Origin of the sequence: Pseudomonas sp. FP2300, from assembly GCF_030687595.1 — a bacterium.
Taxonomy (GTDB): Bacteria; Pseudomonadota; Gammaproteobacteria; order Pseudomonadales; family Pseudomonadaceae; genus Aquipseudomonas; species Aquipseudomonas bijieensis.
In genome coordinates this window covers 2,208,095-2,223,442 of record NZ_CP117440.1, presented here as the reverse complement: position 1 = coordinate 2,223,442, position 15,348 = coordinate 2,208,095, and the positions used below count along the sequence as shown (strand labels likewise).

The following is a 15,348-nucleotide window of genomic DNA, read 5'->3' as shown; positions in this document are numbered from 1 at the left end:
CTGGCCTAGAGGTACTTGGTGATTTGTTTGAAGGCTTCCAGCGGCGCGCGCTCACCCTTGTCCAGCGCCGAAACGGTGTCTTCCAGGCAGTGATCGATATGATCCTGGATCAACGTGCGCTTGGCCTGGCACACCGCTTTCTCCACCGCATGCAACTGCTGGGCGATATCCACGCACTCACGCCCTTCTTCAATCATGGCGATGATGCTGCGCAAATGGCCGTCCGCGCGCTTGAGACGCTTGATGATCGCCACATGGCTTTGGTGGGGATGTTCGTGGTCGTGCTCACTCATGACTTGAGCCCTGGATTTCGGTGAATCAACACCGCCATCCTATCCCCCCAGGGGGGATACAAGCAAACCCATCGAAACGCTGATTAACCTGTGGGAGCGAGCCTGCTCGCGATGACCGCAGCACATCCGACATTTTCATCAAATGACCCACCGCTATCGCGAGCAGGCTCACTCCCACAGAGGATTGAGGGTGTACGCAACATTTGTGTACCCACCAAACCCTGTGGGAGCGGGCTTGCTCGCGAAGGCGTCGGCACGGCCAGCATCCTGCAAACTGACACACCGCTTTCGCGAGCAAGCCCGCTCCCACAAATCGCTGCCTGCAAGGGATGGTGAGTCAGGCAGGAGACCTTATGAGATCACCCACTTTCCTTACGACGCCAAAACCTGTGCCTGCAATCGCCGCCCGATCACATCCAGCAAATCACACCCGTCGCGCAGGGGGATCGCTAGCACTTGGGCGAAATCATGGAGTACCACCGCGTCCGTACTGATGTCGGAACGCATGGCGAGGTTTTCCAGCAACTGCGTGACGGCGGCGATGCGGTAAGCGGCGGTGTCGTGCAGCACGTCCAGCGGCGCTTCCGTGTCGATCAGGAGCGCGTGGAAATTATTTTCGATACCGGTGATGGGCATGTAGCGGGACATGAGGGGTTACTCCTGCGGGGATGGAAAGTCAGTGGCGGATTGAAGGACCGCTGATGGAGGGGCCGAGCCCGGATTCGGAGCTCGAGGATTGAGCAGGAGGTTGGAATTGATAGATTGGGTGAGGCTGGACGAGAGCCGCTTTTGATTGACTGCGGTACTCGGAGGATTAGGTGTGATCTTCTTCATTGGCAAACTTCCTGAGTTATAGAACGATCTGCCGACATCACTTCCACATGATGGGTGGCAGCTGCACGCGGGTGTGGAAGACCAGCACTCAGGATACCGGCGCGCCCTAGGACGCCCCGCGTACAGCCGCCATAATTTAACAGCAGACATAAGAAAAGCGCCTGCTTTAAATTTTGCGGCGCTACGCGCCTGAGAAGATAAGGGCTTCCACACCCTGTCGCTGAATTTGCAGCGACGGAGAGAACTTAGCGCACGGGTGATTGGGTGGATAGTCAGCGGGGAACGACACAGCGTGAGGGAAACTTCCGATGGGAATGTCCGGCGATGGATTCAGAACTTGTTTAATCCTCAACAACAGCACCAACAACTATCCGCTTACCCACTTGCGCCCCTACCTCCAACGCCTGCCCATCCCGCTGCTTGCCTCGCCGCGCCAAACCCACCAGTCGAGGAATCAATTCTCCCTCCGGCAAGTGCTGCCAGAATCGCCCCGGCATGTGCTGACGCAACGCCAGGGGATTGAGCCGCGCCGGGTTGAAGATGTGCTTGTAATAAGTTCGCCACAGCTCAGCGCCAGGATCTTCGGCGTGACGTGCCCAATGCTGCCACTGCTCGGGGCAACGTCGCTGGTAATCCAGCGACTGTCCATCGAAACGGATGCCATCGCGTGGCGTTGCGATCAGCCAGCGTTGCTGCCCCAACCGCTCGGCAAAATGACCGCTGGCGCTTTCGAGGATGTCATGGGCCGGCTGGTGAAAGGCGACCAGGTCCAATTGCAGTTGCTCGGCCAATGCCGGCGGCAGGGGGATAAAACGCACGAAAGCATGCAGATGATGAGCCTCGCGTTGGACCTGCTTGATCCGCCGCTGCAGTTCACTGCCCAGGCGGTCGCCCGCGAGCATGGCTGTGCGGTCACCATGGGCAACCCGCCAAAGCACTTCGTACAGCAGGTTCCAACGCTGTTCGCCCTGGTAACGGCCAGCCTGTTCGAGCTGGCTCAGCAAGGCCGCGGGGACCCGTGTACGAAACGGACCCGGCCCTTGAGGCAGCGGCGTCGGCATGGCCAACAGGTCGGCCATCGGACCTTGGGCCCAGGTGACATCGCTCGGGTCGATGCCGTGGCCAAGCAGCGTTCGAGCCTGATCGCGCCAGGTGGAGAAATCATCCTCACAATCCAGGGCAATCATCACCAAAGCCCCATTTGCACCGGACGTTGGGGATCGCGCAACCGCGCCCGCAGCAGGCCACTGCGCACCTGATCGTCGGCCGGCCGGTAATCGCTGGTGACAATAAACGGTCGCGCCTTCTCCAGCACGCACCGCAACTGCACCAGGTCGTCATAACGCACCCGCCGCTCCCGGCGCAGTGCAACCAGACGCTGCACGCTACGCAGGCCGATACCCGGAATACGCGCCAGCAATACGGGTTCGGCGCGATTGACGTCCAGCGGGAACACCTCACGATTGGCCAGCGCCCACGCCAGCTTGGGGTCGATGTCCAAGTCCAGGTTGTGGGTTTCGCTCAACAGCTCGCCTGCCTTGTAGCCGTATCCACGCATGAGAAAATCGGCCTGATAGAGTCGGTGCTCGCGCAGCAACGGCGGTGCTGCCAGGGGCACGCTGGCGGGGCTGTCGGGAATCGGGCTGAACGCTGAATAATAAACCCGTCGCAAACCGTACCCCAGGTAGAGCGACTCGGCGTTGCTCAGGATGGCGTGATCATCAGTGGCATCCGCCCCCACAATCACCTGCGTGCTCTGCCCGGCCGGGGCGAAGCGAGGCGCCCGCGGCTCACCGGCCACCGCCTGTTGCCCCTGGTGGATGGTGCCCATGGCCTGGCGGATGGTCGACAACTGCTTTTCCGGTGCCAGACGCTTGAGGCTGATGTCGGAGGACAACTCGATATTCACACTCAAGCGATCAGCCAACCGCCCCGCCTCCTCGATCAACAGCGGATCGGCATCGGGAATGGTCTTGAGGTGAATATAGCCACGAAACTGGTGCTCCTCGCGCAACAACCGCGCCACCCGTATCAACTGCTCCATGGTGTAATCGGCCGAGCGAATGATGCCGGAACTCAAAAACAGCCCACTGATGCAGTTGCGACGATAGAAATCCAAAGTCAGCCGCACCACCTCCTCCGGCGTAAAACGCGCCCTTGGCACATTGCTGGAACGACGGTTGACGCAATACTGGCAGTCATACAGGCAAAAGTTGGTCAGCAACACCTTCAGCAACGAAACGCAGCGCCCATCCGGCGTATAGCTATGGCAAATGCCCATGCCATCGGTGGCCCCCAGCCCCTCACGGCCTCGGGAGCTACGCTTGGGCGCACCGCTGCTGGCGCAGGAGGCGTCATACTTGGCAGCGTCGGCAAGAATGCCGAGCTTGGCGATAAGCTGCATGAAGTGATCTCGAATACTGGATATAAACACAGTATTTTGAGACGCGCCGCGATGCAAGCGCCATTGGTCAATTCAATGCCTCATATGAGTCGCCAGGCCACGACGTAGGCCATGCCAACGGGATGGGCTATAATCGGCCAATCAACGCGATTGAGGTCCAGCCCCATGGGCAATGTCAGCCTTGAAACCAAAAAGGCCTATGCCGCCAGGACGCGCAGATCCAACTACGCGGCCAGCCTTCGCCTGGAAGGCTTCAAAGTGACCTTCGCGGACGGCGAACGCAAAATGCCAACCCGTGAGGAGGTCTTGAAGGCCTTCACCCAGACCCGAACCTGATGCCTGACAAATATGGGGTCGGCGAGGACGCTTATTGCTATCCCGGCTCCACGGTCCTTCGCAACAAACTCGACATCCATGACGAAGCGACCCTAAGCGAAGCCGAACAACAACTCTCGGCCATCGCAGCGGACAACGTCGAATTCAGCCCTCCCCCCTACAGCCTGGCTTACCTTCAAAACATTCATCGAATTCTCTTTTCTGACCTGTTCGAATGGGCCGGAGAGCTGCGCACCGTCGGCATGTCCAAACAAGCCACCCGTTTTTGCCAACCCGAATACATGGAGAAAGAAGCCAGCAAGATCTTCACAGCCATGGCCGCGGCAAACTGGTTCGAGGGCATGGAACGGGCTGAGCTGATAGCTGCTGTGGCAGAGGCCTATTCCGACATCAACGTCGTACACCCCTTCCGCGAAGGCAATGGCCGTGCGCAACGCATCCTGTTTGAACACCTCATCATGAATGCCGGGTTTGAAATCAGCTGGTGGGGGATTGAGAAAGACGAGTGGATTTTTGCCAACATTGCGGCTTACAACTGCGTCATGGAACCTATGGAACAGGTTTTTGAGAAGTGCATCGGGCAGATGATTCAACCTTGACCCCATGACGGCACGCTCAGCGCCTTACGGTTTATTTCGCCAAGTGATACAGTCGCCGTCAATTAACGTCTGCTAAAGCCGCTGAAAATGTACAGGACGAAATCATTCCCATCTAACAAGGAAGGTCGAGACTTTGTGGTGGGCGACATTCATGGGCATTTCAAACTTCTAACAACGGCCTTAGACAAACTAGACTTTAACACCGAACTGGATCGTATTTTTTCCGTGGGAGACCTCATCGACCGAGGCCCTGACTCCATAGACGTATTGAGTTGGCTTGAGAAGCCGTGGTTCCACGCCGTGCGCGGTAATCATGAGCAGATGCTTATTGACTGTCTCTCCGGCCATGGGGACATACCTCGACATATCCGAAACGGTGGAGCCTGGCTCTACGACTTACAACCACCCATCCATCACGAACTTTTGAAAGCCTTGCAAGCACTCCCATTGATCATTGAAATCAATTTATCAAGCGATCAAACAATTGGAATAGTCCATGCCGAAGCCCCTGTCATCAGGAGTGACGATGGTTGGCAGGAAGCCAAAGACGCTATCACTGGAAGTTTTGGAGAGCAACATCAGCGGCAAGCCTTGAAAACTGCACTGTATTCAAGAGAGAAAATCGAGCAACAAGATCACACTTCCATTAAAGGAATAGACCGGCTCTATGTAGGGCACTCTTCAGTACCCGGTGTTATACGCTTGGGCAATGTTGTCTATATCGACACCGGCTGCTCATTTTCTGATGGTGCGTTAAGCTTGGTAGAAATTCAAACCGAAACCATTATTAGTTTAAGCATGAGCCAGTGACGTAAGGACCAGTTTGTTATTTTGCCTCCCGACGCGAGATCAGTCGCGTTCACTCCATCCCATACCTGATAAACTGTGCCCCCTCCGCAATTTGCATCCCTGATCTCCCATGCCTCTACAAAAAACTCCACCTCAGCCCATCTCTCGACGTTTCTCCGTCGCGCCGATGATGGATTGGAACTTCTAACTCTACAGCCCACGTAGTACGAGCCTTGTAGCGCTCTGGATCAGGCTCCGTACCATTTTTGTACCATCCCCTGACCCAATGCATTGTTACCCGGCCCCTTTCTCGCTAGCTCCACCAATCCTAGGCAGTGCTACTGCTATGCTTAACTCCTTTCGAAACGAGTTGGCGATCATGGCGAGCGAATACTCACTAGCGGATGTTCTGGAGAGGATTTATCAAAATCAGTTGGCCCTTGAGGCAGCAATAATGGAGCTGACGCTATGGGCTGAACAGCAAGACGCTGTGGAGGCAGGTGAGAATATCCGAGGGGCACTTGGCACCATTACCGAAAATGCCGGACATATAAAACAAGGACTCGCCCGATTGAGGGGGACGGATTTCATCTAAATGGCGGTAGCGGCTGTTTAGGGACCTACTGGTAGCGGTAAAGCCCTAGCCAAAAAGCCCGTACCATTTGCTCTCTCAGGTAAAAGGCCACCTTGGCAAACTGTCTCATGCGCATGGGCGCGCCGTTATGCTTGTCGCTCCAACCCATCGCAGGAGCGACTATAGCGACGTCGGTCACGATCTTGGATCAATCTTTTCGATAGAGCGTGCGTAATAGCCAACCGCTTCCCCCATCATTTGTCGCCAGTCGTCCTTATCAATAATCCCCTGCTGCTTGAGATCATCAGCCATCCTAGCCAGCTTCTCATACTGATTCTCGACATCCATTCGAATGTCAGGTTCGGCAAGCGCTTTGCGCCAAGCGGCTATAGCTTGCTCCCTGCGGTCTTCACCCATCGTTGCAGCCTCGTCGTCACGTAGCGTTGTAGACATTGACGTTGAATGATCTGTTCCAAAACCAGCTCATTGTACAAGAAGATTCTCAGCCGCAGAGGGCCCGTTTGGTGTCGTCCTCTCGTGAGGGCCACGGCCTTGCTCGATCCTATGACCGTTCGGATAGGTGCGGGGAACCGGAGCTTTGACGAAAAAATCGAAGTAAAAATCACAAGCTATTCCACATCATGAACATCGAAAATACAGCCAAGCTGATCAGTTTTTTACTCGAGCAAATGTCCGCCGATATGCGATACGAGGCGGATGAGCTGAGCGGAGAGCGGGAAATCATTTTGTTCGGAATTCGGGAGATGCTGCAGCTTGGTCTGCTGACTGCAGAGTGTGAATATGCGGGAATTTCCGATGCTAACGGACCGCTTTTGGCGTCTGCTTCTAATATATGCCTAACAAAAAGGGGAGTGAATTTTAAAAGGCATTAGGCCACCATTTACTTAAAGCACCGCTGGAATATGCTTGTTAGCTAAATTCCGGGGTGTTGAATGGACAGATTGTCGAAGATCGAGATCGAGGCAGCACTGAGGGATCTACTGCCTGGGTGCTCAATAGAATGCACCTTAAGCTTCGACGGAACCGCCTCGCTTTTAGTAGCCGGTCATGACGGAGAATCTTTTGCCGTTGTCGGCCTGGTCAGACACCAGTTTCGAGGCGAAGCAGGCTTAAGAAAGCTAGCTCGTTTCATCTTTGAAGACATCGAATTGGCTCGCCAAGGCTTAAAAACTCATAAAGTGCAGGTGGTCTCGCCTTCGTCCTTCCATGCTAAGGCTCCGCCAAAGCTGAAGAAAACCCTCCATTGAGCATGCTTCATGCGTTTAGCATCCTGCCGCTACATCCATAGCGCATCCCATCGATCGTACGGGAAGTAATCTGCTACACGTCAGACAGGGACCTAATGGCAAGTAGAGCGGTACATCATGGGAGTGCCTGCTCAATTTCAGTACCCTTTCCTGCGATCCAGCCAGCGGAGCGGCTCCATCATTTACGGTAAGAAATCTGGTAGCTACTAAGGGGAGGATGTGCGCTGAAGTAGATCCTTTATCGAGGCTACCAAGTCGTTTATGGCCCACGGTTTTTGCAAATATAGGGTTGGGCTAGGCACTGATTCAGGAAGAAATAGATATCCTGATGTGAGTATCGAACCGATGGAAGGCCATTTGTCCCTAACCATCTTGATAAAGTCCATACCATTGATTTGCCCAGGAACGCCGTAGTCGACGATTACAAGGCAACATTGAACCTTAGATTGAAGCAGGTAAATCAAGGCGTCATCGGCCGATCCGAAAGCGACGGTTTCAGCTCCGATGTCTTCCAAGATTTCAACCATGAGTACACGCAGTGTTTGATCATTCTCAACGATCAATACTTCTCCTTCAAAAGGGCCGATTTCTTCCCAGTTAGTGATCATATTTTGTCTCTGCCAGAAACGGCTGACGAAAGCAGCCAGCGCGAACGGATGTTCCTCTATATCGCGATCCCATTGAGCGTAGCGCACGCGACCGGTGCCGCCTCGCTTTTTACAACATTCACAACCTTACCGACTGACGCTTTGTGAACCAGTGCGTGCGAGTGAGTAAGTGAGAATGCGAGAACTGCGCAATTCTGAACGCAGCTTCAGTAGGTGGCCCGCCGGCTTATCCGGCGTTTTTATGTTGACCCATGGGAATGCGGTTAGGAGGGTTAGTTTTTTGCTCGCCGCCTCGAAAGCCTCGTCTGATAAGCCTTTGCGAATGACTGCCAAGGTTAGCTTTTGGTTAGTTGGGGTAATATCCTAACCTTTACTGATGTTAAATACTCAATTTATAAATTCCTTTAAAAACAGCTACTTATAAAATACTAACCTTTGACCTAACCCAGCCTAACCCATCAAAGTTAGGTCTCAAGCCCAGCAAATACGGGCGTTCCAGCTCATCCCCCCCCACTCAAAGAAAACCTAACCTTTTTCCCGAGGTACCTCCGGAATTCATCCGCCTATGTTCGCGCCTGAGTATTGCGAAAGGCGCCCTCCTTCGCAGGGTTTCGCAGGTATTTGATGACCTGGATACGCTCCGACAGCCCCCGGCTTGCTTGATTGGGATGAAGATGCAGAAGTGCAGAAAAAAAGACCTATTTAGACCGGAGGCGAGGTGGGGGGACGACGGCGCGCGCCAGGTCTGAAGCACGCCAGAACCCGTCGTTTTGCGCCATTTTGGTGCACGCAAAAATGAGCCCGATGCTCTACTCTGACCGGACCCATCATCATCAGGAGTTGGTCAAATGAGTGAGCAATACGAACCTAATGGCCGATATAACGTCATTGATCCAGACGGGGAGAAAATTGGTGAGGTTGTGAAGGGTGTGCTTTATCAGGGCGCACCGAGTTATCGCGAAGAAGTGGGGACCATCTCTTTCGATGGCAAGGACGAAGGGCTGACGTTCGAACACAACGGCGCTGTGTTCAAACTGGAGCTTCAGGAAAGCCCTGAGAAATCTCAGCTGCTTGCACCGTTACGGGAGCTGTTAGACGGCGTGCGCTTTGCCGTGACAAATGAAGAGCGCCTGGAGCTACTGCAACTGGCGCAAGGCGCTGTCTTCATGCACTGGCGCACCAAGGCCGTCACCCATGAAGAGTTCGAAGACTTAAAAGCCCAGCTGCTACAGGCGGATGCGGACGGTCAACGCCATGTTGCGCGCCAGGGCGTTGCCAAAGAATAGGCCGCCCCTTGCAAGTACCTCAATCATGCACGCCCCCGCGCTTTGACCTGGTGCGGGGGCCATGATCTCCAGCTCTCACATGTTACTGACATGACACTCGCCACAACTGGTCTAGCCTAGTGGTGTAGCTCTGGCTCATCATCTCTCGTCGCATTCCCCAGGCCGGATTGACAGGTACGCTCGCTGATCGAAGCGTCCCCCTGCCCCACCGCCCGTTGATCTCGTCCAACACCGCCATCAACTTCGTGGCGTCAGCTGGCTGTGAGATGGCAAACAGATCATCGGTGTACTCCCCCGGCTGGCAGAGATTCATCAACAGCACCTCAGCCTTGCTGTATTTGAAGCCTGGGCGGAACACTCGGTCGAGAGCGTCCACCGCTGCTTTCGTCAGCAGCCGCACGTCGTCGGTCGGGTACGGCAGGTCAATCAATACGCCGTTGGCATACTTGGCCTCCTCCGGGTTGAACATGCCAGTGCGGATGCTGACGCGGATCTTCTTGCACAGTGACTTCTGCGCCCTGAGTTTTTCCGAGGCACGCATCATGTAGGTAGCCACTGCTTCCTTGATTGGGGCCAGCTCCGTGAGCCGCCTGCCAAACATCCTGCTACAGCAGATCTCCTGTTTCGGCGGGTCTGGCTCATCCAGCTCCAGGCACGGCGTGCCGGCCAGCTCCCGGGCAGTCTTCTCGATCACCACGCTGAACTTCTTTCGTAGCGTCCACGGATCGGCCTTCGCCAGGTCCATCGCGGTCTTGATACCCATGGCGTCCAAGTGAAGTTTCATCTTGCGACCGACGCCCCAGACCTCGGACACGTCGGTGTTGCGCAAGACCCAGTCACGCTTGAACGGGTCGCAGATATCGACCACACCGCCGGTTTCCACCTGGAGCCGTTTGGCGGTGTGATTTGCCAACTTTGCCAGGGTTTTGGTGTGGGCGATTCCTACCCCGACCGGGATGCCTGTGCAGCGCAGCACCTGGCTGCGGATCTTCCTCCCGAGGGCATCCCGGCCGTCAATACCGGTCATGTCGGCAAAGGCTTCGTCGATGCTGTAGACCTCGACGGCGGGCACCATCGACTCAATGAGCGTCATAACCCGCTCACTCATGTCACCGTAGAGCGCGTAATTCGACGAGAACGGGACGATACCGTGCTTATGCAGCTTGTGCTTGATCTGGAAATACGGTTCACCCATCTTCACATAGGGCTTGGCGTCGTAACTGCGGGCGATCACGCAGCCGTCGTTGTTGCTCAGCACCACGATGGGCACGCGGGCCAGGTCGGGTCGAAACACGCGCTCGCAACTGGCGTAGAAGCTGTTGCAGTCGATCAGGGCGAAAACTGGCTGGGGTTTAGACATGGCTGCGTACGCTGCATGTAATGACACCCCAGATCACCAGCTCGTCGCCCTCAAGCACGTACCTCGGTGGATACTTTGGGTTCTCCGAAAGGAGAATCACCTCCCTGCCACGAATGCAAAGCCGCTTGCATACGGGCTCGTTGTTCAGCAGCGCTACGACGATGTGACCGTGCGCTGGCTCCAAAGCGCGGTCCACCACCGCGAGATCGCCTTCAAAAATACCGGCCCCTTGCATGCTCTCCCCAGCGATTGAGACCAGGTAGACATGCGGGGCGCGAATGTTCAGAACCTCATCCAATGAGATGTGCGCTTCGATGTGGTCCGCCGCCGGCGATGGAAACCCGGCGGGCACTCGAAACGAACACAAAGGCAGCTTCAAGCCACCCTCGGCAATAGGGCCTAGAATTGAAAAGCTCATGACGCACGTTCCACGATACTGTACGAACATACAGTTAACTTTGTACAAGGTTGGCGGTCAATTTTGTATAGGAAAAATCTGACAGGCGGGACAACCCATGTGCGGGAGATTCGTGCAATACGAGGGGATGGCGGTGTTTATGGAGGAGCTAGGGCCGCAGCTCCCGTTATTCAGCGGTTTCGATGCAGTACCGATAAATCGGTATAACATTGCCCCGACGACTCGCGTGCAAATCCTGCACACCAGCGCCGCCGGCCTTCACATCACTCCTGTCAGGTGGGGCTGGTCGCCATTTTGGGCGAAGGGAAAACGTCCCGACCCCATCAATGCAAGGGTTGAAACCGTCACGACGGGGAAGTTTTTCAGACCCCTTTGGCCGAATGGCCGTGCTCTGGTTCCAAGCGAGGGCTGGTATGAGTGGGTTAAGGATCCCAACGACCCGAAGGAGAAACAGCCCTATTTCATTCGCCTGAAAACCCAGAAACCTATGTTCTTCGGCGCTCTTGCACAGGCTCAACCTGGGCTTGATGACCAGGATGGCGATGGATTCGTTATCATCACTGCCGCCAGCGACCAAGGAATGGTTGATATCCATGATCGTAGGCCACTGGTACTGTCTCCAGAGCAGGCGCGAGAATGGCTTACCCAGGACCTTGAACCAAGTCGTGCGGAGGAAATAGCGAAACAATGCTGCCGGCCCGCTGAGGATTTCGAATGGTATGCAGTTAGCAAAGATGTGGGAAGCGTGAAAAACCAAGGCGCAGAGCTAATACAGCCGAACAAAGGCTGTTAGGAATCCAAGATAAAAAACGGACTCATCATGCAATCAAAAAAAATAACCTTAGCTTTAATCGTAAACATAATATTGCTAATTGCCGGCCTTATTTGCATCACTGTAGGTTGCTTTAAGCTCATCACCAATGAAGTTGCGTTAGCAACCACTGGGTTAGGGGCAGGACTACTATTTCTTTTCTCAGCAACAATTGAACGATTTGAATCTTTAAAGGGCATGAGCCTCGAAGTCACTACAAGAAAACTAGACGATAAAATACACGAAGCTAGTGAAGTCGTAAAAGAACTAAAACAATTAGCGGAGATCTCCGGCCATACGCTTTCGCTTCTAGCCGCCCGTGTAGGACGGTGGGGAGGTTCTTTCACATTTGAAGAAAGCTACCTTTTAGCGCAGCAAGTCCGAGACAATCTTACAAGTTTGAAATGTGAAAAAAATACGATTACCCATGCATTGAATCCATGGGTAACAGTTGTGATTGCTGATTTGGGCCGCAAACTGTTAGCGCCTGTGACCGAAGAGCTGAATGCACTTGAGCAGCAGCTACGCAGGGAGAGGGACAAAATACCTCAACCGATAAAAGCTGATGATCCGGCATATTTAGAGTTAGTGCAAAAAATTAACGCATTATCTACGCATATGCACCCAGGTTGCGATGTGAGTGCGCTAGACAGCGACAAGACAATGGCAGCCATTGAAACATATGTATCTACCGCACCAGAACTAGACACGGCAGCCAAACTTAAACATTTAGATAACATTAAGCAATGGTCATCAGAAGTCGATTTTCTACTCAGGCAAAGCGACGTAAAGAATCCAAGCTTATGGATTGAAATGCTAAAACAAAAGTAACCCGGCAAGCGCCCCCTATTCCGAGGGGGCTAACTGGTATGGATTAAAGCGGATCACGTCCTCACCAAGCCAATCATTCATTTGCGTCATCCGCGCTTGAATGGGCTCCAGCTCGTTGGTTGCATAGATTTGCGTCGCCTCCCTGACCGACCCGAACCCACCCGCGTTCTGCGGCACAATCCCCATCAACTGCGGCGGAATCCGCAGGCTCGCCAAGACGTCATCACGAGTCTGATTCTTGATCGAATTGAATTCATCCTTCGCCGCCACCTCGCTGACGGGGATCAGCTGAATTCCATCTTTCTTGCCGGTTGGCGAATAGACAAACAGGTTGCGGAAATTTCCAGGGCCCTTGGATTCCTTCAACGCCTTCCGCAAAGCATCGATATCCGCCTCAGTCTGCGCCGCATCGGTCATGTACAGAATGAACCCCGCATGACTCCCATTCTCGTAATACTTACGCCGGAACAGCGTCGCCGACTCATTCAACAGCGCCGACTGCAACGCACTGATCCACTCCGGCAGCCCATAAATCTCCTGGTGCAAATCCGCCTCGCGCAGATGAAAAATGCTGCCCGGCTCAAACGCGTGCTCATTCTTCCAGCCCTGCACCTGGTAGAACTGCCCCTCCGGCCCAACCCGCATGTACTTCGCCAGCGACGGCACCAGTTGCCGTGTATTGCCCAGCACCGAACGGCGCCTCTCTAGGTACCCATTACCCAGGCACAGAAAATCCAGGGCGAACTGTTCAAAAGCCGCCCGGGACAACATCGGATGCGGGATAAAGGTCTTGCTCAACAGGTTGCGCTTGAACATCAACCCCGAATGCAAATGCACGCTAGCCCCCACCGACCGGGCCAGGCCGTTAAGCGACAACGGCGGCTCATACCACCGCCCGTTGAACCAGCACTCCAAGTAGTCGAACACCTCCCGACCACCCAACACCGGTGTCGGCTCCCCGAAGCTGAACACCTGGGTGCCCGCACTGGCGGCGTCGAGGGTGGCCGGCAGTAGCTCTTGGCTGGCGAGTTGTTCGGTCATGTGAAAATCTCCATTCGCCCGGTATTGGCAGCGGTCTGCCCTTCGAGCGGTTCGTTTTGCAATGCGTGGAAGAGCGCCCAGGCCAGGTCGGCATGGCCGGTGTTGTCGTTGCGGCCGGCGGTGTAGGTGAACTGGCGACCGCCTGCGGTGATGGTTTTGCGAATCGCCATGAGCGACTGGGCCATGTCGGTCCAGCCGGCGTCGAACTCCAGCCGGCCCTTGTGGATCACGTCGTAGGCCTTCAACACGAGGCGGGTTTTCACCTCGGGCGAGTAGCTGAAGGTGGTGACGGCCGGGAAGAACTGGCGCACCAGCTGGGCCACGCCGCTGCCCAGGCCGGTGACATCGATACCGATGTAGGTGACCCAGTAGCGGTCGCACACGCCCTTGATGGCGGCGGCCTGGGCGGCGAAGTCCATGCCGCGAAATTGGTGGCGCTCGAGCACGCGAAATTTGCCACCCGGCACCAGGGGCGGCGCGACCACCACCAGACCGGAACAATCGCCCGTCTCGGCCGGGTCATAGCCGACCCATACCTGACGGTCGCCGAACGGGCGCATGGCGAAAGGTTTGTAGTCCTCGGCCCACTCCACCCAGCTATCGACCATGCAAGACTGCAACACCGACAGCGGAAAGATGCTCGCGCCGTCATCAACGAACTCGCACATCAGCAGGTTGGCGAAGGCCTCGGGGCTGTACTCCCGGCGCAACTCTTCGATGTCGAACAGATCGCACCCGCCCCGCTCGGCGTCGAGGATCGTGATGATCTGGCGCCAAAGGCGGTCCTCGCAGAACCGGCCCTGCTGGAGTGCGCCGTGGGACACGTCCACCTTGGTGTGCTGTGCGGCGGGTTTGCCCTTGTTGAAGCGTTCGCCGGTCCAGAAGGTGTAGGCCTCGTGGGCCATGCTCGACGGCGTGGAGAAATAGGTTTTGCGCCACTTCTTGTGCATCGCCATACCCGAGGCGACCTTGTTCAATTCCTCGAACTTGAACGTCCAGAAGAACTCGTCGAAGTAGAAATTGCCGTGATAGCCCTGGGCGGTGCGGGCGTTGGTCCCGAGGAAAAACAGCTCGGCGCCGTTGGGCAGCACAATCGGGTCACCGGTCAGCTCGACGCCGATGATTTCCCGGGCGAAGGCCTGGATATAGCCACGGAACAGGTAGGCCTGGTTCTTCGAAGCCGACAGGAAAATCTGGTTGCGACCGGTGTCCAGGGCGTCGATAAACGCCTCGCGGGCGAAGTAGTACGTAGCGCCGATCTGCCGGCTCTTGAGGATGACGCGGGTGCGCTGGTTGCCCGCCCGGTACCAGTCTTTTTGGTAGTCGAAACAGCCGTCGATGAACGCCTCGCGCAGCAGCTCGATCTGGTCTTCGCTGATGTCGTTCTTCGGTGACTTTTTCTTCGGCCCCTCGTTGCGCTTGGCGAGGTTCGGGTTGAGGTCGGTTTCGGTACCACCGTCCTGGAAGCGCTGAATGCGGGCCTGGCGCTCAAGCTGCCGATGCAGCAGATCGATCTCCTTGAAATCGCCGCCGGTCTTGTTGTCCTTGAGGATCAACTGCACCAGGCGCGCTTCCAGGGCGCCACCGATGCGCTCGACATTGTCGGCCCGGTCCCACTCGTCGCGGGCCTTCCAGCTGTGTAGCGTTTTTTCCTTTTCGCCCGTAGCCTCGGCAATCTCGCAGATGCGCCAACCCATCCAGTACAGGAACTTGGATTGGCGTCGTGGATCGATAGGCAGCAGGCAGGTCGTCGTCATGGCCGAGATGCTGCCGCCCATGGCGACGACTCAATAGCGCTGCCCCTTGTACTCTCCCCGCCTACAGTCCCGCCTCGTTGCCGCCGCTCGCGCCCGTGACGACCATGCCCCTCATTGCAACGCACTGCTCAACCCAGCA

19 protein-coding genes are annotated in these 15,348 nt (G+C 55.7%); 9 read left to right on the top strand and 10 right to left on the bottom strand.

Features of this window, described 5'->3' with window-relative positions; translation table 11 throughout:
* Positions 1 to 5: 5 nt before the first annotated feature.
* The 4 genes from PSH86_RS09905 to PSH86_RS09890 all read right to left on the bottom strand — a co-directional run bounded on the left by PSH86_RS09905 (position 6) and on the right by PSH86_RS09890 (position 3,531).
* Positions 6 to 293 (bottom strand): metal-sensing transcriptional repressor, encoded by a 288-nt coding sequence (locus PSH86_RS09905; protein WP_109751608.1) that lies wholly within the window; start codon positions 291 to 293, stop codon positions 6 to 8.
* Positions 294 to 665: 372 nt separating this feature from the next.
* The gene (locus tag PSH86_RS09900) at positions 666 to 941 is read right to left on the bottom strand and encodes a hypothetical protein (RefSeq protein WP_025212783.1); all 276 of its coding nucleotides are present in this window, start codon (positions 939 to 941) and stop codon (positions 666 to 668) included.
* A gap of 527 nt (positions 942 to 1,468) precedes the next feature.
* Positions 1,469 to 2,314 carry a TIGR03915 family putative DNA repair protein gene (locus PSH86_RS09895; protein ID WP_305489476.1) on the bottom strand — a complete coding sequence of 282 codons (846 nt, stop codon included), beginning with the start codon at positions 2,312 to 2,314 and terminating at the stop codon, positions 1,469 to 1,471.
* Positions 2,314 to 3,531, bottom strand: a complete 1,218-nt coding sequence (locus tag PSH86_RS09890) for a putative DNA modification/repair radical SAM protein (RefSeq protein ID WP_305489474.1) — start codon at positions 3,529 to 3,531, stop codon at positions 2,314 to 2,316. The genes PSH86_RS09895 and PSH86_RS09890 overlap by 1 nt, the downstream gene beginning before the upstream one ends.
* A 165-nt stretch (positions 3,532 to 3,696) precedes the next feature.
* Between PSH86_RS09890 and PSH86_RS09885 the strand changes: the two genes are divergently transcribed.
* The 4 genes from PSH86_RS09885 to PSH86_RS09870 all read left to right on the top strand — a co-directional run bounded on the left by PSH86_RS09885 (position 3,697) and on the right by PSH86_RS09870 (position 5,850).
* Positions 3,697 to 3,867, top strand: a complete 171-nt coding sequence (locus PSH86_RS09885; protein ID WP_109751605.1) for a YhfG family protein — start codon at positions 3,697 to 3,699, stop codon at positions 3,865 to 3,867.
* Positions 3,867 to 4,466, top strand: a complete 600-nt coding sequence (locus tag PSH86_RS09880) for a putative adenosine monophosphate-protein transferase Fic (protein ID WP_109751604.1) — start codon at positions 3,867 to 3,869, stop codon at positions 4,464 to 4,466. The genes PSH86_RS09885 and PSH86_RS09880 overlap by 1 nt, the downstream gene beginning before the upstream one ends.
* 138 nt (positions 4,467 to 4,604) lie before the next feature.
* Positions 4,605 to 5,276, top strand: a complete 672-nt coding sequence (locus PSH86_RS09875; RefSeq protein WP_305489471.1) for a metallophosphoesterase — start codon at positions 4,605 to 4,607, stop codon at positions 5,274 to 5,276.
* A 358-nt stretch (positions 5,277 to 5,634) separates the two neighbouring features.
* Entirely contained in the window at positions 5,635 to 5,850 is a 216-nt protein-coding gene (locus PSH86_RS09870) for a hypothetical protein (protein WP_305489469.1), read from the top strand.
* Positions 5,851 to 6,024: 174 nt separating this feature from the next.
* On the opposite strand, the gene PSH86_RS09865 is transcribed toward PSH86_RS09870, so the two are convergent.
* Entirely contained in the window at positions 6,025 to 6,246 is a 222-nt protein-coding gene (locus PSH86_RS09865; RefSeq protein WP_305489468.1) for a hypothetical protein, read from the bottom strand.
* Positions 6,247 to 6,470: 224 nt separating this feature from the next.
* Between PSH86_RS09865 and PSH86_RS09860 the strand changes: the two genes are divergently transcribed.
* Both PSH86_RS09860 and PSH86_RS09855 read left to right on the top strand, forming a co-directional pair.
* Positions 6,471 to 6,722 carry a hypothetical protein gene (locus PSH86_RS09860; RefSeq protein ID WP_305489466.1) on the top strand — a complete coding sequence of 84 codons (252 nt, stop codon included), beginning with the start codon at positions 6,471 to 6,473 and terminating at the stop codon, positions 6,720 to 6,722.
* 60 nt (positions 6,723 to 6,782) lie between these two features.
* Entirely contained in the window at positions 6,783 to 7,097 is a 315-nt protein-coding gene (locus PSH86_RS09855; RefSeq protein WP_305489464.1) for a hypothetical protein, read from the top strand.
* A 206-nt stretch (positions 7,098 to 7,303) separates the two neighbouring features.
* On the opposite strand, the gene PSH86_RS09850 is transcribed toward PSH86_RS09855, so the two are convergent.
* Positions 7,304 to 7,792 (bottom strand): response regulator, encoded by a 489-nt coding sequence (locus PSH86_RS09850; RefSeq protein ID WP_370873763.1) that lies wholly within the window; start codon positions 7,790 to 7,792, stop codon positions 7,304 to 7,306.
* A gap of 761 nt (positions 7,793 to 8,553) precedes the next feature.
* Here PSH86_RS09850 and PSH86_RS09845 point away from each other — a divergent pair.
* Positions 8,554 to 8,991, top strand: coding sequence for a hypothetical protein (locus PSH86_RS09845; protein ID WP_305489463.1), 438 nt, complete (start codon positions 8,554 to 8,556; stop codon positions 8,989 to 8,991).
* An 82-nt stretch (positions 8,992 to 9,073) separates the two neighbouring features.
* Here the strand turns inward: PSH86_RS09845 and umuC are convergent, their stop codons facing one another.
* Complete coding sequence (umuC, locus tag PSH86_RS09840; protein WP_305489461.1) at positions 9,074 to 10,351, bottom strand: translesion error-prone DNA polymerase V subunit UmuC; 1,278 nt, start codon at positions 10,349 to 10,351, stop codon at positions 9,074 to 9,076.
* A complete protein-coding gene (locus tag PSH86_RS09835; protein WP_014338712.1) occupies positions 10,344 to 10,769 on the bottom strand; it encodes a LexA family transcriptional regulator in 426 nt (141 codons plus the stop codon). Before PSH86_RS09835 ends, umuC begins: the two co-directional genes overlap by 8 nt.
* Positions 10,770 to 10,866: 97 nt before the next feature.
* On the opposite strand from PSH86_RS09835, the gene PSH86_RS09830 reads away from it, so the two are divergent.
* Together PSH86_RS09830 and PSH86_RS09825 are read left to right on the top strand one after the other, a co-directional pair.
* Positions 10,867 to 11,562, top strand: coding sequence for an SOS response-associated peptidase family protein (locus tag PSH86_RS09830; protein WP_305489459.1), 696 nt, complete (start codon positions 10,867 to 10,869; stop codon positions 11,560 to 11,562).
* A 27-nt stretch (positions 11,563 to 11,589) separates the two neighbouring features.
* On the top strand, positions 11,590 to 12,411 hold the full coding sequence (locus tag PSH86_RS09825) for a hypothetical protein (RefSeq protein ID WP_305489458.1): 822 nt from the start codon (positions 11,590 to 11,592) through the stop codon (positions 12,409 to 12,411).
* A 15-nt stretch (positions 12,412 to 12,426) separates the two neighbouring features.
* Here PSH86_RS09825 and PSH86_RS09820 read toward each other — a convergent pair whose 3' ends face one another.
* On the bottom strand, positions 12,427 to 13,452 hold the full coding sequence (locus tag PSH86_RS09820) for a phage portal protein (protein ID WP_305489456.1): 1,026 nt from the start codon (positions 13,450 to 13,452) through the stop codon (positions 12,427 to 12,429).
* Entirely contained in the window at positions 13,449 to 15,209 is a 1,761-nt protein-coding gene (locus PSH86_RS09815) for a terminase ATPase subunit family protein (RefSeq protein ID WP_305490352.1), read from the bottom strand. Before PSH86_RS09815 ends, PSH86_RS09820 begins: the two co-directional genes overlap by 4 nt.
* Between the last annotated feature and the right edge of the window lie 139 nt (positions 15,210 to 15,348).